Origin of the sequence: Paenibacillus sp. HWE-109 (genome assembly GCF_022163125.1) — a bacterium.
Lineage (GTDB): Bacteria > Bacillota > Bacilli > Paenibacillales > NBRC-103111 > Paenibacillus_E.
The window spans coordinates 2,532,856-2,559,339 of the sequence record NZ_CP091881.1 but is presented as its reverse complement, the minus strand read 5'-3'; the positions used below and the strand labels follow the sequence as shown (position 1 = coordinate 2,559,339).

The following is a 26,484-nucleotide window of genomic DNA, read 5'->3' as shown; positions in this document are numbered from 1 at the left end:
GGAACTACAGTCTCTTATATCAGCGAAAAGCGCTGAATTTCCCTTCAAACAGCAATATAGCGCACCATAGTTCCCTCAAACTAGCTATAATGTCACTTTTGGCTAGAATAGCGGACCATAGTTCCCACAAACTAGCTATAATGTCACTTTCGGCTAGAAAAGCGAACTGTAGTTCCCTCAAACTAGCTATAATGTCAATTTTGGCTAGAATAGCAAACTGTAGTTCCCTCAAACTAGCTATACTGTCAATTTTGACCAGAATAGCGGACTGTAGCTCCTCCAACCTCACGATAATGTCACTTTCAGCTAGTATAGCGCGTGACGTTCCCATTTCTCCGTACGTGGCAGCCGGGGCAACCTCTCGATCACTCCAAAACATGACAAAAAACCTAGCCAGCGGCTAGGTTCACCAAGTCCATGTACCTTGAGGCAAGCCCCAAACCACTAACGAACTCAATACCCTTTATTCCGCTAAAATCGCCCATTCTGAAAATCTAATGAACTCCAGATGCGCTATCTCAAGCAAATGATCACCATTCGGCCAATAAAGTGCTCGTTAGCGCCAACTCCGTTCATTAAATCTCCAAAGTAGCCATTTTCACGTATATAAGCATCGTACGGTTCATTAGAGGTTCTTTGAGACCAAAAACCGCCGTAGCAAAGAAGTCTGTGGTGGACGCCAAAAAGGGATAAGCTTTGCTCACCCCAAACCCAAAACATATAAAATCTAGCAAAAAACCTAGCCAGCGGCTAGGTCAATTATGAGCGAAGTGATAAATACGATAGCCGCTAGGGCTTCCCCCCAACTTCTCAGTACCGTATTCACCGAGCAACGCCCCCTTAAATTTTGTTTAATTAGCCAACTCTTTATTGCTTGTTTTCATATCATTCGTTTTCAGCTTCATGATTGCTACCTGAAGGGTATTATAGGCAATTGTATACGCTGGAGCCCCGGTTCCTGCGTCAGTTGTATCTATCCCATGCAGTGGTTTATTCGTTATTATTTGGCTATTCTTAATGGTAAAACCCTTCACTTTGGAAGGTTTTGTTGCGCCTGCAATTGAACCCACTTTTATTAACGGTGTTTTGGTAGCCGTGAGATTAGTAGCATTAAAAATACTGCCTAGAATGGATAGCTGCTTCACCCCTTGAATATAAATGGCTGCCGCGTAGCCAACATCATTGGAAATCTTAAAGTCAGCATTATTAAAAATGACATCAGGTTCCCCATACATTTCATTAATCGTGAAGATCTTACCCAAAGAGTGGAAAGAGCAGTCATTGAAAATATATTTGCCAGCTTGATTAATACCCAATCCAATAGACTCATTGGTTGTCGATGTGAACTTGCATTTATTGTAAGTACCAGCAGGCAGTGTCGTCCCGTTGTAGGCATTATAATCTTGCACAACTACTTGATCATAGATGTTTTGATCCGTTCCTTTACCGCCTATCGCAGAGAGTTTGGTTAACCCCTTTATGGTGACATTGGAGAGTCGAACTGGACGGTTGCCAACATTTAAGGAAGTAGAAACGGAGGTATCCGTATTGGTCATTGTAATTTGATCTACTTTGGAGCCAAAAGGATCTGTATTATTCAAATTTAAATTACTATTTACAAAAGTTGAATTAGTTAACGTATTGCTTGTTGCCAGTAGATTAACTTCGGCGTTATGAAAAGTGTTTTGATCTGCAACGCCTGTACCCGCCATTGTCAGTCCGCCTTGATGAAAAGTGTTGTTTTTAACGACCGTATTGGGAAATGCCTTGTAAATATACACATTTATATTGCTCTCAAATAGATTATTGCTTATTGTCGCCGTGTCTCCGTCAGCGAATACAATGTCTCCACCTTTATTATTGTGAAAGTGATTATTGTTTATCGTAATGTTCTTGTTAGGGAAAAAGCCTCCTGCCTCTGAATCAATGCCATATTGAGGCGCTGTACCTTGGATATCATGAATTTTATTGTTCGTGATTTCAATCCCATCTACGCCTACAAGTGAGATGCCTTGTCTTCTGTTAAATGCGGATTCCGAGTTTTTAATCGTCACATTTCTTGAAACATCATTACTGAACAATTTCACAAAAAAATTAGCCAAATCCGTTGAACTGAAAACAGGGTAAAAGCTGCTAGCATTAGTTGGGATTTGAACGAGATCAATGCCAAATCTGATTTGTTTAACGGCAGAAACATATTTGCCATCTTTATTATAGAAATAGACATCATATAGGTTACTTGAAACAGCTTGAGGCTGTTCGTAAGCAAAATACGCTCTCCCTTTAAATAATGGATTAGTGAGATCCACGGCTGTTTTACTTCTAATCTTCGATGTAGAAGGAATAAACTTGCCTAACGGATCAATATCTCCTTTAAGGTAGCTCTTCCCATAAGTACCTTCAATGCCAACGATAGATCCGTTGATCGATATGCCATCCCCAGTAAAATGAGTGGTTCGAACACCGTCTATGGTTAATTGGTATGCTCCTTCCGAGGAGATTCCACTGCCAAATTCATGAGTCCCATAACTCGAGGAGTTGTCTTTTTTGCTATAATTATGAGTATCTTTGTCTCCTTTCAATGTTCCGCCTTTGATTGTTGCGTTATTCACGCCATAGCCCACATAGAAAGTTCTATAATTCTCAAAACCATTCGATTCTTTTTGAATTACCGCTGCATCATTCAGTAAGAAAGTCATCTGACTAACCATGTTGATTTGAGCTTGCGAGTCATTCGGACTAGTTCCTTTACTGATTAAATAAGTGCCCGCTGGTACTTTGAAAACTTGATATCCTTGTTCGTGCGACCATTGCAGCGCTTTATTGATCCCTGTCGTCGTTTCGATTGGGTGAGTGCCGTCGTTATATATGTGCCATCGGGCAAGCTCTAAGTTGTACGTTCTGGGGTTCGTAATTTCTTCTGAAGATGCATTAACCATAAAAATTTGAAAAGAAAACATAACGAGCAGGAATATGGATACCGCTTTTTTAGTCATTTTTTCACCATCTTTTTGGATTTATGTCGAGACCTGTTCTATTATACATGATTAAATGGAAAATAGTTGGAAGAAGTCTCAAACTGTATCCTATTCGTGAAAAAAACACAATTGAAGTCGTGTTAGCCGATAACCTCCACTTGTTTCCGGTAATGTTGGGGTGTACAGTGATACAGCTTTTTAAACATTTTCGAAAAATAGGAAAAATTACTATAGCCAAGCGATTTGGCGATATCCGAGATTGGAATCGTCGAATTTCGAATCAGCTCTTGCGCCAACTTCATGCGTTCAATCAAAATATAGTCTGTTATCGATTCACCCACCTCTTTTTTGAACAAGCGAGATAAATAAGCTGGGTTCAAATGGACATAATCAGCCAGTTGCTCCCTTGTAATCATTTCGTTGAGATGATCTGCGATGTAGCATTGAATTCGTTGAATAACGGAGTCATTTTGATGCAAATAGTCGCAGACCACAGCGATTAATTGCAACGCCCATGACTGAAGCTGTTCTAGCGAACGTGGTAATTTGCCATTGAAAATATCCTGATGATCCTGGAGAAGTTCATGGGCAGATAAGCCATTTTTATGCAAGATGTAATGAATCATTTGAAGAAATCCATGATAGAAAGCATGCAGCGCATTGGCTCCATATCGCGGATCTTCACGAATCTCTTTCAAATTGCGGGCAATCTCTCTCTCCATCTCCCCCCGTTTCCCCTGTTCAATAAGAATCGTCCAGGCGGAGAACTCAGGAAGCTTCGGCATCAGTTGGTTAGCTTGATACTCGTGCTGCCAGTAAATCTTGTTCGATTTCTGCAAATTATTATATTCCATGTCGAGCAATTTGATATAGGTTTCACGTATCCCAACTAAATCTGAAGGCTCGCCTATATAGCAGGAAATGCTGCAGCTAAAATACTGCTTGCATGAAGCTATGTAAGTTAAACATTTGTCATTAATGCTCGTATAGTCCATCTGCTCTTCTTGTTCCAAAAAGAATAGCACGACATTTACACCTTGCTTGGTCTGAATCACTTCCCCTTGATAGCCGCTTAGCAGGACCTCGGAAGCTGCATTGCGGAGCGCATATTCCAACAGTTCCTCGTCGCCTGTGTCCAAGTCGCGATCCCAGGACTCGACACTAATCACGATGGGCAAGATGCGTGACTGCGCGGTGAGGGGCAAATGATGATCCGCAATAAACTGTGACACCTCATGTGGTCTGCAAACCATTTTTTTGGCGAATAATTGATTCCAGAAAGTATCGCTGAGCACCGCTTTATTCTTTATCCAGAGCTCATAGTAAGGCTTGTATTGCTCCCTTAATTGGTGGAGTTCTTGGTCATGCGCAATAGATTGCAACGCTTTGGCAATGGTTGCTTGCAAGACACTAAACTCGATTGGCTTGAGCATATAATCGAAGCTATCGAGCTGAACGGCTCGCTGAACGAAACTGAAATCAGCATGTGCGGTAAGGAAAATGGTCTCTGTTGCCGGTGAATGAACATTAACCCATTCCAGCAGCTCAATCCCTGTTCCCTTGGGCATTTCAATATCGCAGATCAGAATATCTATGTTCGTTTGCTCAAATACTTTCATCGCCTCACGAATGTTATAAGCTTCATACACTTCAGAAATATTCAGTTCTTGCCAATTCAGACCACTTTTAATGCCCATTACTGCATAGATCTCATCATCTACAATAAGTGCTGTTCTGTTCATGGATATCCTCCTTCAAAGCCGCTTCGACTAGGCAAATGAATCCAAATTACGAATTGGCATGCGAATTGTGATACAGGCACCTGAATCTGGCAAATTGGTAAATTGAAGACTTGCTTCCTGTCCGAAAATATACTGGAGACGATGATAGACATTCCATATGCCCAAATGTTCATCACTCTGAGAAAGGAAATATTGCCCCGATCGCAAGTGAGCTAGAATGTCAGGGTTGAAGCCGCTCCCATTGTCAGAGATCACAATCTCCATGATGTGCGAGTGTTTCTCCGATGCAATCTGAATATCCAGATGAAACGGATGCTCCATGAAGTCGAAGCCGTATTTCATGCTATTTTCAATGAATGGCTGAATAATCAATGGGGGAATACACCTGGATTGCAGCGAGTTCTCTACTTCAAAGTTATACGTTATGCGATCTGGGAAACGCAATTGTTGGATTTTGATGTAACTTTCCATATGCTCCAGCTCTTCAGCAATCGACACGACGTTGCGATGAGTTTGGGTGGTAAATCGAAAATATTTGACTAAATTCAAGCTCATCAATTGGATGATATCGTATTTCTGAATTTGCGCCAGATTATAGATAATATTGATTGAATTCAGCAAAAAATGCGGATTCATTTGAAGCTGCAAATGCTTCACTTCTGCTTTGTGCAGTTTAATTTGCTCCTCATACACGTGAATTTTTAAATCATGGATTTGTGCTGCCATTTCGTTAAATGTTTCATTAATAATCGTGAATTCTTTGGTTTGCGAAGGTGCCAGACGCGTGCTCCAGTCGCCATGTTTAATCTTCCGCATCCCCCGAATGAGATTGTAAATCGGTCTCAGAATCATTTTATTCAAATAAAATACGTAAAAAATCAAGACGATAGCCGCCAGAAATGGCAGCATGAAAATAAAGCCGCGAAAATAGGTTAATTTTTGAACCAATTTTTTTTCTGGAATAAAAGCGCTTAACATCGTGTCTGTACCCTTAATCGGATTGGAAACAACGATATACTTTTTATCGTCAATAAGGACTAATTGGTAGGTATCTTGACTGCCCTCTGGCTCTATGGCAAGCGCTGTTGACATCTCTTTATTCGAAATAATCTTCCCTTCGTCCGAGATGAACGAAGCAAATCCATCGGAACCTAATTGAATTAAGTCCAAAGGAATCATCAAGTTCTTTAATTGAACGGAAGCACCCAAATAATAGCCTTCTCCAGTATCTACCAAGCGGACTAAAGCGTACTGATCCCCGTATTTAACCGCTTTCCATTTTTGAAAATAGATACTCCCAGGCTTTGCTTCTCTTAACAATTCTTCTAGCGTCGTTTGAATCGTAATTAACTCTTCATAGGATTTGGTTTTGATTGCTGTATTAAAAATATCTTTATTTTGAACGGAATAAATAAACTGGAAATCGACGCTGCTGTCAAAGCGGTGATAGCGATTCAGCTCATTAATAATCCGCTCCTTGGTGAGGATATACTCGGTTGGATCATGGATAACACGGGACAAAAGTGAGATATTAGGGTCTTCGTAAGCCAAATTATATAAGAAATTCGTTTCACGGTTTAGTTCTGCCTGTAATTGATTAGAGTACAGTATAATCGCATTTTTGTTCGATTCAGCCACCTGCTCTCGGACTGTGCTCGATGCGAATAAGTTATTGAAAAGCAGTAAAATCAACAAAGGAATAGCAATGGTAATAAATCCGATAATCAGCTTGAATCGAAGAGAACTCGTCATCTATTCAGGTCTCTCCTAACCAATGGGAATACAATCATTATAGTTAGTTTAGTGAAAATAAGGAATCCCCACCCCTATGGCAATTACATAGAGGTAGGGTTTGCAAGGAGCCTATGCGAACTATTTTTGTGTAGCTGACCATTCTTTCAATTGTTTCTCGACTTCTTCCTTCACACGAGCAAAACCAGCAGCAGCCCTCTTCTCTTTCCATTTGGCGATCGTCTTCTCAGCATCTACAGCGCCGGTATAGAGAGATTTGAATTCATTTTCGACATTCGTAATGGAGGCCATCTCCGACTTCACAGGCTCTTGATTGAACGTAAAGCCAAGCGCAATCGAGCGTTCCGAACGGGCATTGAACTCTTTGAACAGCTTCCATTTGTTCGGATCTTCATTGGCAAATAGATAGGAATTGAATTGATTTCCGAACATCCAGCCGCCTGGATTCGGGTATGTTTCTGTATCTGCCGTCATGCCTGCCGGATAGTCGATAATCGTATCGGATTTTTTCACATAATGCTTGTTCTCAAGTCCCCAATCCAGCATATTCACCAGTTTGGCATCCGTATATAGCATGTTGAGGAACATCATGACTCTCGCTGGATCTTTGGACGTTCTTGAAATTCCTAGCATAGCGCCTTGCGCATCGCCAGTTGTTGTAAATGGTGCAGCCGTTTCGATTTGAACAACTTCGGTGCCTGATGTAAGACTCATCTCTTTATCTTTGCCAGGCTTCAAGGATTGCGCGACGGCAAAGCCTTTGCCGGCCTTAATCATATTCATCGCCTGATCCGAATCCGAGGTGAGGACGTCTTTATCAAACCAGCCATTCTTGTACCATTGATTCATACGTTTGTAAAAATTCAGGACATTCGGATCCTCTAGCGTATCTATAACTTTAAGCTCTTTGCTTCCGCGAGGAATGGCTAAGCCGGCAACGAGTCCGTCATAGTTAGCCGCATTCCAGATATTAGAGAATTTACTGCTTATGATTGGTGTTACACCTGGCTCATTGTCTTTGATGTTTTTAAACATCGCTTCCAACTCGTCCATAGATTTGATACCTTTGGTATCGATGTTGTATTTATCAACTAGTTTTTTGTTCAGCAAGAAACCAAAGCCTTGACCGAATTCCTTATTCGTAGGCAGTGCGAAGAGCTTGCCGCCAATGCGTGAACCTTTGATGAAGTCTGGTCCCAGAACGCCCGGAATATCTTTGCCGTATTTCGACATGAGATCATCCAATTCAAGGTACTGACCTTTGGCAGCATCCCTTGGATAATAGTACCAGCTAGCCGTAAACATAAGGTCAAATGGTTCATTGGATATTTTCATTAAGTTCGTTTTGTCGTCCCATGAACCCCACTCGATAGGCTTTAATTCAATTGTTGCGTTAATTTTCTCCGTTAAATATTTGCTCATTTCCGCTTGGACTAGAGCTAAATCTTTCGGAGCGGAAGCCGGGTACACAAGTGTAATTTTGTATGGAGCTAACGTTTTGGATCCAGAATCTGCTGCCGTACTTGCAATTGGAGCTGCTGAGGTTGACGGTTCCGCTTTATTCGTGTCTTTGCTGCATGCCGACAATGTGAATGTGCTGCCGATCAGGAGTGCTGCTGTGATTTTGAAAGTCTTCTTCATGGATCTATGGTCCCCTCTCAATGTAACTGTATTGTGAATAACCTTTCCTGCTTGCAGTCAGCCTTACCCTTTTACGGCTCCGCTGGTGATTCCACTAATGTAATATTTCTGAAAGAACGGATACGCCAGTAGCAGCGGGCCAATTCCGACGATAGCTAAAGCCATGCGCACGGTTTCTCTTGGCATTTTGGCTAGCAGTTCACCGGCTTGTGCGGATGAATTGGATTTCATGATGAGATATTGAATATTTGTAAGCGTCTTCGTCATTAAATATTGAATATTATAAAGTGCCGGTTTATCTATAAAAAGCATGCAATTATACCAATCATTCCAGTAAGCTAACGTTGTAAACAATCCGATGGTTGCCATAATGGGCAGCGAAAGTGGAATAACAATTTTCGAGAAAATTTGAATTTCGCTGGCGCCATCAATCGTTGCCGACTCAATTACCGATTCCGGGATGGAATTTGTGAAAAAAGTACGCATTAACAGAATGTTAAAGGCACTTAACAGCATACCCGGGATGATCATAGCGAGCATTGAATTTTTCATAGGCAACAGATTCACGAATGTCATATACCATGGCACCATCCCCCCACTAAACAACATTGTGAAGAAAATGTAGAACGCTAAACTTCTCCGAAACGGTAAATTTACTCGTGATAACGGATACGCCATTAGTGTTGTAATAAGTAAACTTAACATAGTCCCGATAATCGTGCAAAAGATTGTAATTCCATAAGCCTTGGTAATTTCAGAGAAATTAAAAAATAGAAACTCATAGGCGGCGAAGCTGATTTTGCTCGGAATTAAGGAATAGCCGTTAGATTCAATAGACGATTCGTCCGAGATGGACACCATGAAAATAAGGAGAAACGGCAGTAAGGAACCAATGGTGAATAACCAGAAGAAGACATGAATACTTGTTTGACTGAACTTGTTCGTCTTTATCATCAAAGTACACCCTTTCCTAGAATAAAGCTTCTTGTTTATTCACTCTACGCACAGCATAATTGGCTGCTAGGATGAGGAAGAAACATACGAGAGACTGATAGAGCCCTGCTGCGGATGACATGCCGATATCCCCTAATTGTCCCATGGCTCGATACACGAACGTATCAATCGTATTGGTAGTCGAGATCAAAGCGCCTGTATTCATCGGAACTTGATAGAACAAGCCAAAGTCGGATCTCAGAATACCACTGACCGCTAATAGGGTCATCGTTGTGATTATGGGCGTAATCAGCGGTATCGTGATTCGTGTCATCTGTTTCCACTTATTCGCGCCATCGATCGTGGCAGCTTCATAGTACTCTTTATCGATGCCTAGCATCGCAGCAAAATAAATGATGGATAGGTAACCGACATGTTTCCAGGCATTGACGATAACGAGAATATACGGCCAATAACCTGCTTCACTGTACCAGGAAATAGCTTCTTTCTGAAACCATTTGCCCATCAGTCGGTTGACGAGACCATTCTCCATATTTAGGAAGCTGTATACCAGATAGGCAACGACAACCATTGAAATGATATGCGGCAACAGAAACGTACTTTGATAAAAACGTGAGATGACTTTGTCTTTGATTTCATTGATGAGAAGTGCGGCTAACAAGGCCAAGATCAAATTGAGAATAATGAAAACGACATTATATAGAATCGTGTTGCGTGTGATGATATAAGCATCTGGTGAATTAAACAGAAATTTGAAGTTATTCAAACCCACCCATTCACTGCCCCACATGCCTTTAGCAAAATTATAATTTTTGAAGGCAAGCACTAAACCGTACATCGGAATGTAATTGTTGATGAATAAGTACAGTACGCCTGGCACCGTCATCAGCAGCAGCCATTTGAATTTATTTAGTTTTCTTAGCCTGACTTGCATTTTTCTCTTCGCTGATGTTTCGTATTTCGGTTGTATTGAAACGGTTTCAATTCCTTTCATGAGCCCACCCTTTCTGTCCAACGATCGCTTACAGTGCCATTATAGTACATCCAAAATCGCCCCGACCACTAGGATCATGACTTGGTAATACGACGATGGTGACTTGTTAATTGAAACCGCCATAGCGATATTGACAGTGGAAATAGGACTCTTTATGCTAAAAACGAATTGATCTTTCTATAAGTAATAATGCTGCTTTCACTTTCAAAATACGGAGGTTTTGCACAATGTTTATTCATCCTGTTGAACGTGTTTTTATCCTAGGAATGGACGGTGCTGGTTCGTTTATTCAACACACGGCTACGCCACACCTGGATGCGTTTCTGGCTCAAGGAGCTTTCACGTATGAGGCTCAAGCAGAATCGCCTACGATTAGCGCGCAATGCTGGGGATCCGTCCTGCATGGCGTGCATCCAGAGAAACATTTACTGACTAATGACATTGCGGCCAGCGAACGTTATTCCGCGGATTCGCCCTACCCTTCCATCTTTCGCTTGGCTAGAGAAGCGTGGCCGGAAGCCAAATTAGCCTCCTTTGTTGGGTGGTCGCCCATTAATGAAGGAATCATTGAAGAAGGTCTTGCTATTCATAAAGTGTCTCTGCCGGATGAACAGCTTGTTACTGCGATTGAGCAATATTTGATCCATAATCAAGATGTCAAACTACTCTTCCTGCAATTGGATGAACCAGACGGCTCTGGACATAAGCATAGCTATGGGCCTAATTCTCCTGACTATTTGCAAGCGATTACCAACTGTGACCGCCTGATAGGAATGGTTCTTGCCTCCATTGAACGTTTGAACTTACTAACAGATAGTCTAGTTATTGTGTTAACCGATCATGGCGGCGGCGGTGCTGATGCCTATAATCACGGCAGCGACCATCCGATGGATAAACAAGTATTCTGGGGATGCGTGGGGCCGGGCATTGAAGCCGCTGCGGTGCTTCCAGCCTTGTCGATCATGGACACAGCGGCAATCGCTGCCTTCGCACTAGGCTTGGAAACTCCTTCAACTTGGGATGCGCAGCTGCCAGAATCCTTGATTGGCCAATCCAGAAAGAGGTGACGACAACATGATCTATCAAATTTTTAGCGCGAATGAATGGCTCTATCCAGATCAGGTTATTAACGATTCCTGTGATCAACGAATTTCACTCGCTGTGGCAAGAGGAACCCGTGCAGGCTGTCAAATTCTGATACAAGGCTTGGCGATTGGTAACAATCTGATATGGAGCTATCATCCTAGTACGAAGACTGCCTCAGATCAAGACAACCTCATTGAAGTATTTCGAATGAAAGACGTACTCGTCAATGAGAACACAGGTCCGCAATACTCGACCATCCCAGTAGGGACGCCCGCTGACTATGTAACTCGTCTGGCCCCTTTTCGCGTATATGACGCTTTACAACGAATCGATCAAGCTTTTATTGTTGATAGTTCAACGGAAGCTCTATATGTTTCATGGCATATTCCCTCTCGGATCACGCCTGGCGTTTATCCAGGAGAACTACATATCCAAATCGACGAACATCAGATCATCATAGAAGTCGCGCTCGAAGTTTTCCAGGCAACCGTACCTGAACGAGAAACACTTGCCATCACGAACTGGTTTTCCAATAACAATGCAGCCACCTATCATGGTCTAGAGCTTTGGTCGGAAGATCACTGGCAGATGATCCGCCAGTATGGGGAAGCCATGCGAAGAACACGCCAAACCCATTTTTTAGTTGATTTAGCGCTTGTTGATGTGTGTGATCATGCGGGAACATACACATTTGATTTTGCTAAAGTCCAAAGATACATCGAGCTCTTCCTGTCCCTTGGCTTCTCCGGCATTGAGGCTGGACATCTGGCAAGCAGGCTTGGCTGGGATGATCCCGCCTTTGTGCTCAGCTACAAGCCGGAAATCCAAGCTACCTCACCAGCAGGCTACGCCTTCCTGGCTCAATTTCTACCGGCATGGCACCAATTTCTCAAGATCAATGATTGGTTGGAGCTAACCATTCAACATGTGGCCGATGAGCCGATTCAAGAATCTGCGAGCGATTTCCGTATTCTATCCAGCATCGTACGCAAGTTCATGCCAGGGGTCAAACTCATTGAAGCTATGATCTATCCTCATATCGAAGGCTCTATCGATATCTGGGTGCCGACGAATGAAGGATTCGACAAACATCAAGAACATTTCGAACACCTTAAGCGGCTGGGAGAAACCGTCTGGTTCTATACGTGCTGGAATCCCGGAGGTCATTACTTAAATCGTTTCTTGGATCTGGCGCTCCTCAAAACGCGTTATTTGCATTGGGGCAATTACAAATATGGCTTGCAAGGCTATCTTCATTGGGGTTTCAACATGTATTTGGAGGACCAAAATCCATTTGAATTGACCTGCCCCTTCCTCGCGCCAGGTGTGCATGCCAAAAGAGTTCCTGCCGGAGATACGCACATCGTCTATCCAGGTTCAGACGGTCCCCTTCTAAGCATGCGGCTAGAAGCAATGCGCGCTGGAGTGGAAGATTATGAGCTTTTTCAATTGCTTGCTGAAGTCAATAAGCCTTTGGCCGATGAGATTATTCAAGCTTGCATGACAAGCTTCACGGAAGTGAATACGGATAGTGTCAACTTCGAGGACGTTTATCGGCGATTGCTCGAAGCCGTTTCGGCCAGTTGTCACCCACAAGATAGAAATGAGGTTGCACTATGAAAAAACAACTGCGATTTCGCGCAGACGGCACCTTCAAAATTGTCCAATTCACCGACGTTGAATTCAGCGATAGTCAAGCCGATGATGAAATTAAAATGAGAGCGATGATGCAGCGGATCCTGCAGTCTGAGAAGCCCGATCTCGTTGTGTACACGGGGGATGTGATTGCAAGCGGCGGCAGCTCCGACGTCACTCAATTATTCCGCAACGCCGTGGCGCTGCCTGAACAAATGGAGATTCCGTGGGCGGTCGTTTTCGGGAATCACGATTCCGAGACCGTCAACATGACGCGTGAGCAATTGCACGCGCTTCAGTTGACTCATCGGTTTTGTTATGCGAAACCCGATCCGCCACTCGTTGACGGAGTAGGCAATTACGTCATCACCATTCAAGATCGGCATAATGATCCAGCCGCAGCGCTCTATTTCCTTGACTCGGGCAGTTACTCTCCGCTTGAGTATTCGCGATTAGGATTCTATGACTGGATTCGCAGAAGCCAAATCCAATGGTATGTCGATCAATCCTATCGATTAACCGACCAGAATGGCGGGCAACCCTTGCCATCTCTTGCCTTTTTCCATATTCCTTTGCCGGAATACAATGATATATGGGATTTCAGCACATGTTATGGACATAAACTGGAGAGCAGCTGTTGTACGCCGTGGATTAACACAGGATTTTTCGCGGCTATGGTGGAAATGGGTGATGTTATGGGGACTTTTGTGGGACATGATCATGGCAATGACTTTTGGGGGACCTTGCACGGGATTCGCCTCTGCTATGGCCGAACGACACGGAATGCCTACTTGAATCGCCCCTTCCTGACCGGAGCCAGAGTCATTGCATTAACGGAGGGTGTCCGTGATTTTCAGACTTGGCTCCATCTGGAGGATGGTTCCATCATAAACGCGCAGCCGGAGCATCTGCCTGAGGGACGCGCACTTCGCGTTTAGTTACATTTTGTGCGCAGGCAATGTTCTTTTGCCTAACGAACTCAATAAGCCTTATTTGAGCAAAATGCGTGAAATTAAAATCTTTACGAACTCCTGAGGCGTTATTTCCCTAAAAACATCCCCATTCTGCCTATATTTCATGCCATAACGCCTCTTGAGTTCGTTAGTTAAATTGAACAGCCATTTTATCGTATATAAAGACTGTTCAGTTCGTTAAAGCAATGCTAGCCTATATAAAAACCCAGCCTGTACACCTTTTGGTGTTTTGACTGGGTTTTTAAATAAACCGGGCGGCTTGCCGATCGCTGTTTGGGTCAAAGGATAACTGCAATCACTCTTGCCTTGCTGCTGATATTATGGTTCCCTCTCAGCTATACCTAACACTCGCTGCTTGCTTTGATCATTGGAATCTTCCTCCTTGATCTGGCGGAGCAAGCCGTGCATGTCACAAATCAGAGCTTGGTCTTTAACATGCGCCCAGAGACGTGCAGTCAACTCACAGCCTGCTACATGATTTTCTACTCCTTAAGCAGCGCCATCGGTGCAATTGCATCGACCAGTTTCTATGCTTACGCTGGCTGGTTTCAAGCGACAACCCCTATTAAGGGAACTCCAGGTCGCTAATTGGGCAAATGGCAGGGTTACGAAGGCGCAAGCGGAACTACAGGGCCTTATTTCCACGAAAAGCATGCAAATTTCCCTTCAAAAAGCAAAATAGCGAACTGTAGTTCCCTTAAATTCACTTTTTTTACACTTTTCACTAAAATAACGCACCATAGTTCCCCCTGCCTAACGATAATGATACTTGTTACTACAATAGCGGTTGGACGGTTCCCTTATCTCCACGCAAGCAGCAAGGGTAACTCCTCGATTACTCCATAAAACTTAAGAAAAGACCCCGAGGGAACGCTCCCTGCCAGTCGCTTAAACACATCATTATGGCGCTTTAACGGTATCCGAGAGCTGGAACCGCCGTTCCACCCGTCTCAACTTCCGTAAACCAGGCTCATACTCGAGCCTGGTGAACTGTAACCTAGGCGCAGCACAGGCCATTTGATCGCATAAACGTTGTATCGATGCAGTGATTCGTTTGGACACATTGTCTCTTAGATGCTCGTCTGCTGGTTGAAGTCTGAACGAGATCTGTACGGTATCGGCCGTGTGTTGAACAGCCAGATATTCCAACACTTCTTCGGCAGCTGAGATAATGCAGCGGCTAATAAAATCAGGATATACAACAACAAGCGCTTCACCCTGTTTGGCAGGGAAGTAAAACAAATCGTCGCAGCGACCCTCAATTCGCGCCAAGGCCATATGGGGCGAACCACAAGGACAGGGTTCTGTACGCTCTGTCAAAATATCATGCAAACGGTAGCGTATAATCGGTTGAGTCGTTCGCGAAAAGTCCGTAATGATGGGGACGAACCTTCCGGAGTCAGCATCCAAGTACTCTTTCTGTACGGCAACGATATCTTCGTTGATATGCAGAGTCCCGTGGACGCATGAACTTGCCAGAAATCCCTCTGTGCATTGATAAATCTGGTGAATAGGCAGGCAGAATGCGGCTTCAATATGCTTGCCATCCAGGGGATCGAGCACCTCTGCAACCGCGATAAGCTTGCCCGGCCGGATATGCAGAATGCCTTCCTGCGAAGCCGTCGCCAGCAGCCGCAATAGGGATGGCGGCGCTGCAATAAGACTGGGTTGTTGCTTGTTCAATTGATCTATATGCGCTTGGAGGGGATTGAGCAGATCATAGAATTGGAACTGCAGCCTGCGGCTTCCAACACTGCCATAGAGATTGCTGTCGGCGCGGAGAAAGAAGGCAATTCGCTCGGGATGCAGCAGCGAGTGCGGCAACACTTTTGCCAAAATCGTGCCTGCCCATGCCAGCCGTTCATTACGGCTCACAAGAAATAACCCCCTGTTGCCGGACGTACCGGAAGACATTCCAATGGTAACTGAACCTAGCATCGGAGTGAAGTCACGGGTTTGCTCAGCATGCAGCGCAAGCTCGAATGCCTGCTCTTTCTCTATTCCTACGGTATTTAACTGATTAAAATGTGTCATCATGTCTGATTTTTCAATTATTGGAAATTGTCTCCAGTTTGAATCAGGCAGATTCGCCCAAAGCTTTCGGTAATAGGGTGACTTCTTGCGAACAAAACGGATATGGCGGCGAATACGCTTCTCCTGCCATTGCTCGGCGAGAGCTCCCCCTCTTCGCTGCATGCGATATTTGGTTTTCAAGTAATGCCCAACCATGATTAATTTCTCCATCATGATCCGCCACCTCGGGGAACAAGCTCCTCCCACACCTCACTGCAATGCGATGGAATGATTCTTATATCTGGGTATTGCTTATGTAATTGGTAAATTCGCGCAAAGCTTTCTTGATATTGATGGCGATCAGTCATGATGATACCCGCCAACCTGTGCGGAAGCACATGCTCCCGATATGCGCGGCTGCTCCACACCGCGTCAGCGCATAAGAAATAAGTTTCAGATCCCGTGGACAGCAGGAGTCCAATCTGACCTGATGCATGTCCAGGAATATCAACAGCGATCAGACTTCCGTCTCCCAAAATATCGAGTCCCCTGCTGAATGGAAATCCCTCAGGCAGATCTATGAGCTGCGTTTCATCAAATGGCTGCGATCTCGCTTCGAAATCGCTCGGTAATAAACCCGGCAAATAGCCCGCTATCACCGCTTTCCAGCCTGTTCGATGGCGAACGGCATCATAGGCTTCCTGTAAATAAAGAAAGCGGGCATTCGGAAAATCCTGCAATCCGGCAACATGGTCTGCATGGAAATGCGAGAGGACGATATAGCCAATGTCTTCAGGCGCAATCCCCTGTTGGCGCAGCTGATACGCTGCACTTTCTTCCGTCTTATAAAAAACCGGCGTCATCCTTGCATACAGAGAAAATGGCAATTTGCTCGTTTCATGAAAGAAGCGTTCCGTATAGCCAGTATCGAACAAGATATACCCTAAGCGCGGATGCTGAATAAGTGCGAATAACGCAGGAAATCTCACGGTACGCAGGCTGCCGTCACGGATTGTAACTCTTTCAGTATGCGTGCAATAACCAGCCGCCATGAAGGAGCACTGGACATCAACCTTAACGATGTTGCTTTTTATACCATGCTGCATAGATGTCAATTCCTTTCTTGATGGATATTTCCGGCTTGTATCCCAACTGCTCTCTGGCGGCTGAAATATCCAGCGTCTGGTTGCGTCCGAGAAGCCCTACACTATATCGGGTTAGCAGCGGCTCCTCAGCACTGCCAGATAATTTGGCAGCCAATTCCATCATTCCAGCGATCCAATAAGCCAGTTGATAGGGAACCGTTCTACTCCTAATCGGTTCTTCCAATCTATCGAATAACTGGATAAGTACTTCGATGAACGACGAAGGTTCTCCATTCGTAATGTTGAACTTGCCCCCTAGTATAGTGGCCGGTGCCTTCATACATAACAGCAAGGCATGAATCACATTATCGATATAGGTTAAATCAATGATGGCGCGTCCGCTTCGAATGAGCGGAAGCTTCCCTGCACGGTTCGCCTCAATCAAGCGCGGAACAATAGCTTGATCACCTGGACCAAAGATAGCGCGTGGGCGAATAGTAATGACGGGCAATCCAGATTGAAAAGCTTTGTCCACTTCCACCTCAGCCAGTCGTTTCGTCTCTGCGTAAGCATTGGCTGAGCGACGTGGAAGGCGTGCTGATTCATGAATATTGAGCCTGTCTCTATAGTCAAAATAAATACTTGGTGTCGAGACATGTATAAGCCGCTGCACCCCGCTCCCCAAGCATCCATCAATGATATTGCGAGTTCCAATGACATTGCTGTCATAAAAATCGGTATAACTGCCCCATAGAGATGATTTGGCACCGCAGTGGAACACGATGTCTTGCCCTGAACATCTCTCTAAAGTCGCTGTCCGATCTTCCAAATGGCCTGGCAAAAAAATGATTCCCTGCTTCGCAAGTTGCGCTCCAATCTGCTGATTTCTGCCTGTTGCTGTTACGTTATGTCCAAGATTGTGCAAGGCTATTGCCAGGCTTTTGCCTAGAAAGCCCGTTCCTCCGGTGACTAAAATGTTCAGAACATTTCACCCCCATTCCATTCGATATCCATCGTCGAGGCTTCCATTACCGAAATGCGATGCCGCACGCCAACCCGCCAATTCCAGTGAATGAGCCGAAACTGCTGCCAGAATGGCTGGAAATCGCGGGAGCGAAATACGACATCTTCACTGGAAAAGAGAAACCGCATCCACGCTGTAATCTTTTTCCACGATCGGCCTTTTAGGCAATTGGCAGCCCCAAAGCTTAACATGGCTAAAGTAATCATTGCCCTTCGTGAAGGGCGTGGTACGATCCGTGTCGGCAGTGGTTGATCCGCTTCCACAAGGAAAGCACGGTCCAACCGGTCTTCGGGGGTGAACAAATGAATTCCGCTAGTCGCTCGCGGGTTGCATTCCAGCGGATAAATCTCGTCCTCATCTGTCACGATGAAATCAAAGGCAATTTGGCCTGTGAAGCCTTCCTCCCGCACGAACCGTTCAACCCATGCATCAATCTGACGATGCTGGGCTGGCTCGAAGGCTATGCAGGCGCCGCGTCCGACAGTGAACCCGACGGGATATACGGCATGTGCCGTTATCTCGCCTTGATGAGCTACGCTGTAGCTGCAAAAGCCTGTTCCCTCTACGAATTGCTGTGCGATCCACGGTGTCGCCGCTGATAGGTCCTCGTCTCCCAAGTGAAAAGTCGTTGTCCAGCCATTTGCCGTGACCTCCGCCAAATGAACTTTACTCGAAAATCGGGAGAAGACCGGTTTGAATACCCACTTGCTGGATGCCTTCGCATTGTTCACCGCTGCTTCCATGAAAGCCAAACCTTCTTGCTTGGATGAAAGGAGATGGGTGCCAGGAACAACCAAGCCAAGTTTTTGCACTCGAAGGATAAACTCCCACTTGCTATGAAGCCGTCTGAGTTTCCCAAGCGGCTCAACGAAAACATGGCAGTACGCGCCTAAATACGCTAGACCTCCCGAAATATAAAAGAGTTCCTCGCACATCGGTATTAACCACTCTATTTGCTCCGTCTGAATAATGTTTCTTATCTCATCAAGATACGCCTGCGGATCGGAAACAGGTTCCTGCACGAGATAGCTTCGCTTGACAGCGCGTGAGTGCTGACACAAATGTTCCTTGCAGCTCTCTGCCACGAAGATTTCATGTCCGTTGGCCGCCAGCTGCCGCGCCAGGTCAAGCGTTGCCGGAGCTCTCCCGCCAGTCAGCAGAATTCTGCTGCCAACTGAATTAATCTGAGCCTGCTCCCTAATAATCAAGAATCATCCCTCCGATAGATAATCCCGCTGAAGTTCCCAACAGCATCAATCGCGCCCCCCGTGTGATGCGCCCTTCGCGAATCGCTTCATGCAGTCCCATTGGAATCGAAGCGGCAATTGTGTTGCCATGTGTAGGCGTAATAAACATCAATTGCTCTTCCGAAATTCTCAATTTTCTACTGATAAGTCGCATAGCCATGGCACTTCCTTGGTGTGGAATAACGACCTGAATGTCTTTCATCGCACAGCCCGCTTCCTGCAGAAGCGAAGCAACGAAACTTGGCAATAAGCGCGAAGCCATCTTGTAAATCTCCGGTCCGTCCATCTCAAAAAGGAACGCTGCTTCCTCCTGCGTGGATAAAGCCGGCAGTCTCGTGCCGCCGCCGCGAATTTGCGACAAATGAGCCCCTTGACTGTAAGTCTTCATAGCTGAACTGAGAATACGTGAGCCCTCTTGCTCACTGGAAGCCTCAATAACGACGGCTGCCGCTCCGTCTCCGAACAAGGCTGCACTTTCCTTATTCGACCAATTCAAGCCGAGCGATGCAATCTCCGTAGATACTAGCAGTATCCGGTGGTATCGTCCTGAGGTCACCATATAGGACATCACGTCAAGAGCGGTTAAAAAGCTTAAGCAAGTCGCATTGATATCAAAACAAGGTACCCCTGATTTCTCCTGACCTAACGCTCGCTGAATTAAGGAAGCTGTGCTTGGAATGGGCTGCTCCATCGTACCGCTGGCACAGACCAGGCAGTCGATGTCAAGGAAGTTGAGATTAGCCTGCTTGAGCGCTTCTAGTGCAGCGAATGCTCCCATCTGAGAAGCGCTCTCATCTTCAACGAAATGTCTCCGCAAGACATTTGATTTCTTCTCGACCCAGCCGGCGGGGACCCCAAGCAATAAATCCATCTCTTGGGCGGTCACGACTTTTTTCGGTAAATATTTGCCAGTGCCTGTTATTCGAATATGTCTATTATGCATAGTGAAATCTCCTCAAACCTAAATGTCGAATCTTGTAATATCTATTGTAAACGATTCTTTCCTTACGAACAGTACTATCTTTATCTACTACCTGATCTCCCTTATTCCAGAATAAATCGTTATACATTGCACACTTTGACATATACTCAAGTAATCTTTCGTACGTAACAGGTCGGGATGGATCTTTCCAAAGGGTGAGGCGAAGCTAATGCTGAAGAAGCTGGAATCAGATGCGGACCTATTTGCCGCAGCGTTGTCGCAATCTTCGGTTTCCGTGTGGCAGACGGATATAGACGGTGTTTATTGCGAAGTAGATCGAGGTATCATCGACAGGTTCACGAAAAATTCAGTAAGGTTAACTACCATCCAAGATGAGATCGCTTATTATTTTCGTGATGATGGTACCTTGTTTCGTGTGGAAACTTGAATGATAAATAAAAGGCTGCTTGTCAGGTTTTTCAACCTTATGAGACAGCCTTGTTTGTTATCTGATTGAGTTGTTGGCATCAAAACTTCCGTTGCTCCCCACTTTTCACTTCCACTGGCTGACCGTCAACACTTAACCACACGCTAAGCGCCGTTGGATTATAGACAAAATCCATAGCAGCTGAAAACTTCAACTGTTCAAATGCTTTCGTATAATCAACAATCTCGATATTCGACGCATACCAGATGTCATCTTTCCCACCAATACATGTACAAAATTGTTCAATCAATTCCCAATTGTTGTCCAGATCGAATTCATAACTATGCCCCCATACGTACATGAGGTACAAGTATTGCGTCTTGTTCAGGTTTAGAAACGTTTGGGCATGTTTCATCAAATCACGATTATGATGGCAAGTAGGCTGCCACTCCAGCCAGTCATCGGGCATCCCATAATGATCAGTGCCTGCAACTACTCTTGCATATTCGATACCTAATCCAGGCAATAACTCCTTGATCCTGCTATTGTAGGAACCATTCGGATAGGACATTCCCCTTATCGTGTAACCTACAATCCGCTCCAGATTTTTGCGGTCTTCCATCACTTCATGAACGATTTGTTCGTTAGGACAGCGAGCAATAGTAGGATGAGTGAGCGTATGTGCTGAAACTTCATGTCCTTCGTAAAGGGTCTGCACTTCCTCTTCCGTCAATCGGTCTGGCTGATCGAATAAACCGGAATTGATATGGAAAGTTCCTTTTATGCCGTTTCGATTGAAAATATCTACCAATCTTCTATCCGCATTTCTACCATCATCATAGCTCATAGTCAGAGCCTTGTGCCGTCCCTCAGGATAACACATCAGTACTTTGGCCAAATGGATCTTCCCCTTTGCATAAAGTTGTCATGATGTATTCCTCTTCAACCATCAGAAATCCTGCTTAGGCTCGTGTTGCAGTGTCCTAGATGTGCAGCTTGACTTGCGTGGATTACACATGTAATATAGTGAGTGTATTACAGCTGTAATCCAAATAAACAAGGAGGTAAACCTGTGACAAGCGTCCCCCATATTTCAGATGCCGAGTGGGAAGTTATGAAAGTGCTTTGGGCCAAGACACCATGTACGGCTAATGAAGTCATTGAAGCATTAGCTGATCAAACGGATTGGAAACCGAAAACAATTCGAACACTTTTAAACCGATTGGCCCTCAAACAAGCCATTTCGTATTCACAAGAGAACAAAGTATATGCCTATTTCCCCTTGGTGTCCGAAGACGAATGTGTGAAGTCCGAAACCACATCTTTCCTGAAACGCATATATGGCGGTGCTTTTAAGCCTCTGCTTGTCAACTTTTTGAAAGAGGATCACCTCTCTCAGGAAGATATTCAAGAATTGAAAAATATCTTGGATGACAAAACAAAATGAAACAGTTAACTGAACACTTGATTCAGCTCTTTGATTGGGTTTGGTCTGTTTCGACGATGACAAGTGTTTTGGTTGTGCTGATTATTGGGATGCAGAAGGTGCTCAAGCATCGACTCAAACCAAGATGGCATTATCTTATGTGGCTTATGGTAATTGTCCGATTAATTCTACCCTGGGGCTTAGAAAGTGAATTCAGCATCTATAATTGGGTTGGATATACAGATTCAGTCCACTCTGCGATAGATGTTAATCAAGAAGTAATTAGCCAAATTACTAACACTCAACCAACTGCAGCCCCATCTATGTATCGAGCTTTATTCGCAATTTGGCTGTTTGGTGTATGTTCTTTAGGTACTTATACGATCTGGATCAATCGTAAATTTGCTCGAAAGATACAACGTGAAACGATTATGATTACCGATGCGCGCATACGTAAACTTTTCAATCAATCCAAAGTCATGATGTCGTTTCAAAGACCCATAGTGCTTCTACAATCTGATGAAGTAGCGACACCTACTCTTTTCGGCCTTATAAAGCCCAAACTCATTATGCCGAGATCTATTCTTAACAGTTTAAATGACGATCAATTGCAGCATGTGTTCTTGCACGAACTAGCCCATAGCAAGAGAAATGACATCGCGATCAACTGGCTCATGCATGTTCTTCTTATTATTCATTGGTTTAATCCAATTCTTTGGTATGCCAATCGTCGCATGCAGGAAGATCAGGAAATCGCTAGCGATGCTCTCGCCCTCAACTGCTTACCACCTGAACAAAGTCAGGACTACGGCTATACGCTCATCAAGCTGTTGGAAAATTTCACTCAACCTAGGCGTGTAGCAGGGAACGTCCATCTCTCAGGAAATAAAGGTCAACTACAAAGGAGAATTACCATGATCAAACAATTCAAAACCAATTCCTATCGATGGTCATTTCTTGGCCTAGCCACCATTCTTATTATTAGTGGATGCACCTTAACCAATCCTAAGGGCACTGAGACAGCGGCTCCCCCAGCATCAAGCACCAAAGTGTCCGAAGAAAAATCAACGCCTAATGTACCGCAAACAACACCAACTGGTGTTACAACGCAACAAACCGATTTGGCAAGCGGTACGCAACCGCCAGCCGTTGATAGTAAGCCAAAATCAGAGACATCCGAAGTTCAATCTGCTGTGACTGTGGAGAAGCCGGGACCTGCAGCTTCAGATGGGGCAGCGCGAGTTATACCGACTGAGAATACTCGTGCAACTGCTCCGGCAGTTGCGCAGCCTGCTGCGGTGAGTGATCAACGACAGCAGCCGAGAGCTGTACCTTCTGTCAAGGAGCTGCCTTCTGACTCGGGCGTCAAGCCGAGAGAGGCTGCTTCTGTAAGAAGTCAGCCATCTGCAACAAAAGAAGAGCCGCAACAATCGGGCCCTGTCAGAGCCCTCCCTCAGGTAGTCGAAGCTAAGCCGACTGCTGCGCCTGCAGCTCCATAATTGATGTCTACTCAAAAATGCAAAAGCCAAAGCCCTGCATCTCTTTCGATGCAAGGCTTTAGCTACGTCATCACTGCTTTTTCCGTAGTATTAATCGAATCGATTTCTTATCCCCTGTTAAATTGAACCGAAGAAAAACCAACTCATTCTTAATAATCTTCGCTTCATCAACTTCTGAACAAGTATCGATTTCATACTCATGCAAATCATCCCAGTACACGATTCCTAAGGGAATCGGCTTCCAGTTCCCAATTTCATAAACAAGCTCAATACGATCGTCCGTGCGCTCATACTTGGTTACGAATAAATTAGGAATATCTTCTTGGAACATTTCGTTCATATTCCATTGTCCAACGTAGTTGCGCAGCAAACGCGGTGTGCTCTCTCCTTTCACGAAAACCATCTGACACTGGTTGTCGTAATAAAGGAACGTGTCCGGCCATGGCCCGGTGGCCACACCGCCTAAAGTCATCGTATATTCATTGACTTCGGGGCGAATCGGCTTATCTTTCGTTAACATATAGACAGGGGCCGTGATTGGATTGCGCTCGTGATAGGACGCGAGCGCCTTCGGCAAGGTTGTGAGTGTGACCTCAAACTGCGAAATATAGGCAAAGAATCGGTCCAGCATCCCTTCACAAGCCTCCACATGCGAAGCAGGGAAAACGGCGAAGCGTTCGGTGAACTCCATCTCGTGGGCTTCCTGCTGCTGCAGAAAAAACACCTGATCATTATGATCTGTATTCTCCAAATACTCATCAAACATCAGTTTCCAGTAAGTGATATCTTCCCCCGTGCATAGACCTGCGCGCAGAACATCATTAGGGTCGGTTGAGTAAATAACAGGACTGCCTGTATGGTAAGTCAGATGCAAATCCCGTGCTGTCCACTCGCAGGCGACAACCTTGCCTTTCCCTTGGTGAGGAACCTTATACCGCTGGCTATCCACATACCACGTGCCCCATGGAATACCTTTATGCGTAATGCCATCCCACCATACTTGCTCCCAACAGTAGCCCCACATGCCCTGGAAATCCAGTTCCTCCAACACTTCGATCACTTCATTGTAAATTTTGCCTCGCCCGGCGATCTTGGTGGTCGCCCATGGAAAGGCTTCTTGCACAAGGAGCCAATCCGCTTCCAGCCAAGCTTTTAACTCTTCTTTTGACATTTTGGCATCTTCCATAAAAAACGGACATTGCAAAATAACATCATCGCCATATTCAGCATGCCACTTCCGAATCTGTTCGCCAAGCACGGGGATAGACCCCCGGTTGACAATCCAAGTCACAGGAATGTTGTAAGCGTGCGCCAATTTGGCTGTCCGCTCTACACCTTCAACAGCCGTTCCATGTCCCCAAGGAGTATCATAATGGGAGGCATAACTGACGAAGGTATAGATGAGATTCTGGGGTTTCAACGGGAATCACCTCTGCAATCTGGCTATTTTTTGTTTTCTTTCCACCAAGCATCGATTTGCGTTTGCAGTTCAGTTTTCACTTTCTCAAGACCTGCTGCTTTCAGCTTCGCATTCCGCTCATCAAGCAATTTCACTGGATTCGGAACAGCTCCCGTACTGATAACTTTGTATTCATTCACAATAGTCGTAAGCTGGGCAATCTCATTTTTCACATTCGTATCGTCAAAAACAAATCCAAGAAGCGGAAAACGCTTAGCATCATTGTTGAACTTTTTCCAACTTTCATACAGATCGTCCGGTTGTCCTGGTTTCAAATAATTGAGGAATTGATTGCCAAGTACCCAGAATAAGCCGCCGTCATAACCAGAATCCTTAATTGGTTCAATCCGATTAGCGCTTATTTTCTTGTAATGCTTACCCTCAATACCGTTAACAACTAAATTGATAACATAAGGATCTGTGTGCAGGTAGTTGAGCACCATCATCGCTCTTTCTGGATTCTTCGACGTTCTGGAAATGGAAAGCATAGAACCTGTCGCTAAATCCGTCGTTACAATAGGCTCCTCGATCACATGGGATACCCAGTCAAAGTTATCGGAAAGTTTTAACTCAATGTCTGAACCTGGTTTCCAAACCGTTGTTTGCTGCCAAATTTTCCCTTGTTTGCGGATATCGGCAATGTTCGTCGTTACCGTAGCCGCATCGGCATTCGTGTAACCTTTTTCATAGTATCTGCGGAACATCTCGGCATCTGCTTTGTTCAGATCAATAATATCCTGGTCGAGTACTGTCTTGACCTTCATCTCCTGAGACTTGTAATCCAAGAAGAACATCGGCAGCTTCGCAGGAACCGGTCCAATCGGACGATAGTTGGATTTGCTTTCATACATCATGAAGCTTGCAGGTCCGCCAGCCACATAGTTATTGATCATTTCCGGTTCTTTTTGTTTAATAATTTCAAAATAAGGTTCCAAATCTTCCATCTTGTTAATCTTATCAGTGGGAATATTATATTTATCGACGATATCTTTTCGGAATGTAAAAGCTTTACCCTGCGTAATCTCCTTATTCGTAGGAATCGCATAGAGTTTCCCTTTGTAGCGTGGAGCCTCCAAATATAACGGATGCAGTGCTTTCTTCGTGTCAGGAGCGAATTTATCCAGCAGCGCATCCAGCTCAATAAAAGCGCCTTTGGTCACATTCGCGGAGAAATCAAGCCACGATGCGGTGAATACAAGGTCCATCTTTTCACCCGTGTTCATCATCAGCTCGGTTTTTTTCTTGTAATCACTTGGTGCAATCGGTTGGAGCAATACGGTAGTATTCATCTTTGCTTTTAAATACTCATTCAATTTCTCCTGCACCAAAGCATCGTCCTTCTGCGGTTTCCCGTGATACACGATCGATACTTCATAGGGAGCCAAAGCTTGCGGACTGGCAACCGCAGCAGTGCTTGCAGATGTACTTGCAGCTGTTGCTGCAGGGCTAGCCGAACTCCCCTTGTTGTCACTGGAGCAAGCCGGTAAAATAGCGGATAAACCAAGAGCCAGCGCTAGCGGTGCAAACACGACAGTCTTTCTACTTTTCATAGTGGACCCTCCTGAAATGGATATTATATAAATCGGCTGATTGATGCAATAGGCAATCTGAACAGCCGGCAATGCC

At 44.8% G+C, this 26,484-nt stretch carries 20 protein-coding genes and 1 pseudogene; 7 read left to right on the top strand and 14 right to left on the bottom strand.

Going from position 1 to position 26,484, the window contains the following annotated elements; all coding sequences use genetic code 11:
- Positions 1–851 precede the first annotated feature (851 nt).
- The 6 genes from LOZ80_RS10465 to LOZ80_RS10440 form a co-directional block, all read right to left on the bottom strand.
- Positions 852–2,996: a right-handed parallel beta-helix repeat-containing protein gene (locus tag LOZ80_RS10465; RefSeq protein ID WP_238171371.1), complete on the bottom strand. Its 2,145-nt coding sequence runs from the start codon at positions 2,994–2,996 to the stop codon at positions 852–854.
- A gap of 122 nt (positions 2,997–3,118) precedes the next feature.
- On the bottom strand, positions 3,119–4,720 hold the full coding sequence (locus LOZ80_RS10460; RefSeq protein ID WP_238171370.1) for a response regulator transcription factor: 1,602 nt from the start codon (positions 4,718–4,720) through the stop codon (positions 3,119–3,121).
- A 27-nt stretch (positions 4,721–4,747) separates the two neighbouring features.
- Positions 4,748–6,472 carry a sensor histidine kinase gene (locus tag LOZ80_RS10455; protein WP_238171369.1) on the bottom strand — a complete coding sequence of 575 codons (1,725 nt, stop codon included), beginning with the start codon at positions 6,470–6,472 and terminating at the stop codon, positions 4,748–4,750.
- Between the two features lie 120 nt (positions 6,473–6,592).
- A complete protein-coding gene (locus LOZ80_RS10450) occupies positions 6,593–8,113 on the bottom strand; it encodes an ABC transporter substrate-binding protein (RefSeq protein ID WP_238171368.1) in 1,521 nt (506 codons plus the stop codon).
- A 63-nt stretch (positions 8,114–8,176) separates the two neighbouring features.
- Positions 8,177–9,067 (bottom strand): carbohydrate ABC transporter permease, encoded by an 891-nt coding sequence (locus LOZ80_RS10445; protein WP_238171367.1) that lies wholly within the window; start codon positions 9,065–9,067, stop codon positions 8,177–8,179.
- A gap of 16 nt (positions 9,068–9,083) precedes the next feature.
- A complete protein-coding gene (locus LOZ80_RS10440; RefSeq protein WP_443147018.1) occupies positions 9,084–10,061 on the bottom strand; it encodes an ABC transporter permease in 978 nt (325 codons plus the stop codon).
- Positions 10,062–10,288: 227 nt separating this feature from the next.
- Here LOZ80_RS10440 and LOZ80_RS10435 point away from each other — a divergent pair, with 227 nt between their 5' ends.
- From LOZ80_RS10435 to LOZ80_RS10420, 4 genes and pseudogenes are all read left to right on the top strand, one after another.
- Positions 10,289–11,128, top strand: coding sequence for an alkaline phosphatase family protein (locus LOZ80_RS10435; protein WP_238171366.1), 840 nt, complete (start codon positions 10,289–10,291; stop codon positions 11,126–11,128).
- 7 nt (positions 11,129–11,135) lie between these two features.
- Complete coding sequence (locus tag LOZ80_RS10430; RefSeq protein ID WP_238171365.1) at positions 11,136–12,767, top strand: DUF4091 domain-containing protein; 1,632 nt, start codon at positions 11,136–11,138, stop codon at positions 12,765–12,767.
- Positions 12,764–13,720, top strand: a complete 957-nt coding sequence (locus LOZ80_RS10425; RefSeq protein WP_238171364.1) for a metallophosphoesterase family protein — start codon at positions 12,764–12,766, stop codon at positions 13,718–13,720. Before LOZ80_RS10430 ends, LOZ80_RS10425 begins: the two co-directional genes overlap by 4 nt.
- Positions 13,721–14,008: 288 nt before the next feature.
- Positions 14,009–14,302: pseudogene (locus LOZ80_RS10420) on the top strand (MFS transporter); the annotation flags it as partial.
- Positions 14,303–14,656: 354 nt separating this feature from the next.
- Here LOZ80_RS10420 and LOZ80_RS10415 read toward each other — a convergent pair.
- The 5 genes from LOZ80_RS10415 to LOZ80_RS10395 are packed head-to-tail and all read right to left on the bottom strand — an operon-like array spanning position 14,657 to position 20,068.
- Positions 14,657–16,003: a F390 synthetase-related protein gene (locus LOZ80_RS10415; RefSeq protein WP_337951014.1), complete on the bottom strand. Its 1,347-nt coding sequence runs from the start codon at positions 16,001–16,003 to the stop codon at positions 14,657–14,659.
- A complete protein-coding gene (locus LOZ80_RS10410) occupies positions 16,000–16,875 on the bottom strand; it encodes an MBL fold metallo-hydrolase (RefSeq protein WP_238171363.1) in 876 nt (291 codons plus the stop codon). The genes LOZ80_RS10415 and LOZ80_RS10410 overlap by 4 nt, the downstream gene beginning before the upstream one ends.
- Positions 16,844–17,836, bottom strand: a complete 993-nt coding sequence (locus tag LOZ80_RS10405) for an NAD-dependent epimerase/dehydratase family protein (RefSeq protein ID WP_238172948.1) — start codon at positions 17,834–17,836, stop codon at positions 16,844–16,846. Before LOZ80_RS10405 ends, LOZ80_RS10410 begins: the two co-directional genes overlap by 32 nt.
- Entirely contained in the window at positions 17,833–19,086 is a 1,254-nt protein-coding gene (locus tag LOZ80_RS10400) for an ATP-grasp domain-containing protein (protein ID WP_238171362.1), read from the bottom strand. Before LOZ80_RS10400 ends, LOZ80_RS10405 begins: the two co-directional genes overlap by 4 nt.
- A complete protein-coding gene (locus LOZ80_RS10395; protein WP_238171361.1) occupies positions 19,076–20,068 on the bottom strand; it encodes a beta-ketoacyl-ACP synthase III in 993 nt (330 codons plus the stop codon). Before LOZ80_RS10395 ends, LOZ80_RS10400 begins: the two co-directional genes overlap by 11 nt.
- Before the next feature lie 208 nt (positions 20,069–20,276).
- Between LOZ80_RS10395 and LOZ80_RS10390 the strand changes: the two genes are divergently transcribed.
- Positions 20,277–20,495, top strand: a complete 219-nt coding sequence (locus LOZ80_RS10390; protein WP_238171360.1) for a hypothetical protein — start codon at positions 20,277–20,279, stop codon at positions 20,493–20,495.
- Between the two features lie 79 nt (positions 20,496–20,574).
- On the opposite strand, the gene LOZ80_RS10385 is transcribed toward LOZ80_RS10390, so the two are convergent.
- Complete coding sequence (locus tag LOZ80_RS10385; protein WP_238171359.1) at positions 20,575–21,372, bottom strand: polysaccharide deacetylase family protein; 798 nt, start codon at positions 21,370–21,372, stop codon at positions 20,575–20,577.
- A gap of 216 nt (positions 21,373–21,588) precedes the next feature.
- Between LOZ80_RS10385 and LOZ80_RS10380 the strand changes: the two genes are divergently transcribed.
- Positions 21,589–21,921: a BlaI/MecI/CopY family transcriptional regulator gene (locus LOZ80_RS10380; RefSeq protein WP_373291158.1), complete on the top strand. Its 333-nt coding sequence runs from the start codon at positions 21,589–21,591 to the stop codon at positions 21,919–21,921.
- The gene (locus LOZ80_RS10375) at positions 21,918–23,399 is read left to right on the top strand and encodes a M56 family metallopeptidase (RefSeq protein ID WP_238171358.1); all 1,482 of its coding nucleotides are present in this window, start codon (positions 21,918–21,920) and stop codon (positions 23,397–23,399) included. The genes LOZ80_RS10380 and LOZ80_RS10375 overlap by 4 nt, the downstream gene beginning before the upstream one ends.
- Before the next feature lie 70 nt (positions 23,400–23,469).
- On the opposite strand, the gene LOZ80_RS10370 is transcribed toward LOZ80_RS10375, so the two are convergent.
- Complete coding sequence (locus LOZ80_RS10370) at positions 23,470–24,819, bottom strand: hypothetical protein (protein WP_238171357.1); 1,350 nt, start codon at positions 24,817–24,819, stop codon at positions 23,470–23,472.
- 23 nt (positions 24,820–24,842) lie between these two features.
- A complete protein-coding gene (locus LOZ80_RS10365) occupies positions 24,843–26,408 on the bottom strand; it encodes an ABC transporter substrate-binding protein (protein WP_238171356.1) in 1,566 nt (521 codons plus the stop codon).
- Positions 26,409–26,484: the final 76 nt, after the last annotated feature.

Excerpts from the sequence above, each read along its gene's own strand:
- LOZ80_RS10435 (WP_238171366.1), top strand. The coding sequence starts at position 10,289 with ATGTTTATTCATCCTGTTGAACGTGTTTTTATCCTAGGAATGGACGGT.
- LOZ80_RS10465 (WP_238171371.1), bottom strand. The coding sequence starts at position 2,996 with ATGACTAAAAAAGCGGTATCCATATTCCTGCTCGTTATGTTTTCTTTT.
- LOZ80_RS10445 (WP_238171367.1), bottom strand. The coding sequence starts at position 9,067 with ATGATAAAGACGAACAAGTTCAGTCAAACAAGTATTCATGTCTTCTTC.
- LOZ80_RS10455 (WP_238171369.1), bottom strand. The coding sequence starts at position 6,472 with ATGACGAGTTCTCTTCGATTCAAGCTGATTATCGGATTTATTACCATT.
- LOZ80_RS10395 (WP_238171361.1), bottom strand. The coding sequence starts at position 20,068 with ATGCATAATAGACATATTCGAATAACAGGCACTGGCAAATATTTACCG.
- LOZ80_RS10440 (WP_443147018.1), bottom strand. The coding sequence starts at position 10,061 with ATGAAAGGAATTGAAACCGTTTCAATACAACCGAAATACGAAACATCA.
- LOZ80_RS10410 (WP_238171363.1), bottom strand. The coding sequence starts at position 16,875 with ATGCAGCATGGTATAAAAAGCAACATCGTTAAGGTTGATGTCCAGTGC.
- LOZ80_RS10460 (WP_238171370.1), bottom strand. The coding sequence starts at position 4,720 with ATGAACAGAACAGCACTTATTGTAGATGATGAGATCTATGCAGTAATG.
- LOZ80_RS10425 (WP_238171364.1), top strand. The coding sequence starts at position 12,764 with ATGAAAAAACAACTGCGATTTCGCGCAGACGGCACCTTCAAAATTGTC.
- LOZ80_RS10390 (WP_238171360.1), top strand. The coding sequence starts at position 20,277 with ATGCTGAAGAAGCTGGAATCAGATGCGGACCTATTTGCCGCAGCGTTG.
- LOZ80_RS10450 (WP_238171368.1), bottom strand. The coding sequence starts at position 8,113 with ATGAAGAAGACTTTCAAAATCACAGCAGCACTCCTGATCGGCAGCACA.
- LOZ80_RS10415 (WP_337951014.1), bottom strand. The coding sequence starts at position 16,003 with ATGATGGAGAAATTAATCATGGTTGGGCATTACTTGAAAACCAAATAT.
- LOZ80_RS10430 (WP_238171365.1), top strand. The coding sequence starts at position 11,136 with ATGATCTATCAAATTTTTAGCGCGAATGAATGGCTCTATCCAGATCAG.
- LOZ80_RS10380 (WP_373291158.1), top strand. The coding sequence starts at position 21,589 with ATGAAAGTGCTTTGGGCCAAGACACCATGTACGGCTAATGAAGTCATT.
- LOZ80_RS10365 (WP_238171356.1), bottom strand. The coding sequence starts at position 26,408 with ATGAAAAGTAGAAAGACTGTCGTGTTTGCACCGCTAGCGCTGGCTCTT.
- LOZ80_RS10375 (WP_238171358.1), top strand. The coding sequence starts at position 21,918 with ATGAAACAGTTAACTGAACACTTGATTCAGCTCTTTGATTGGGTTTGG.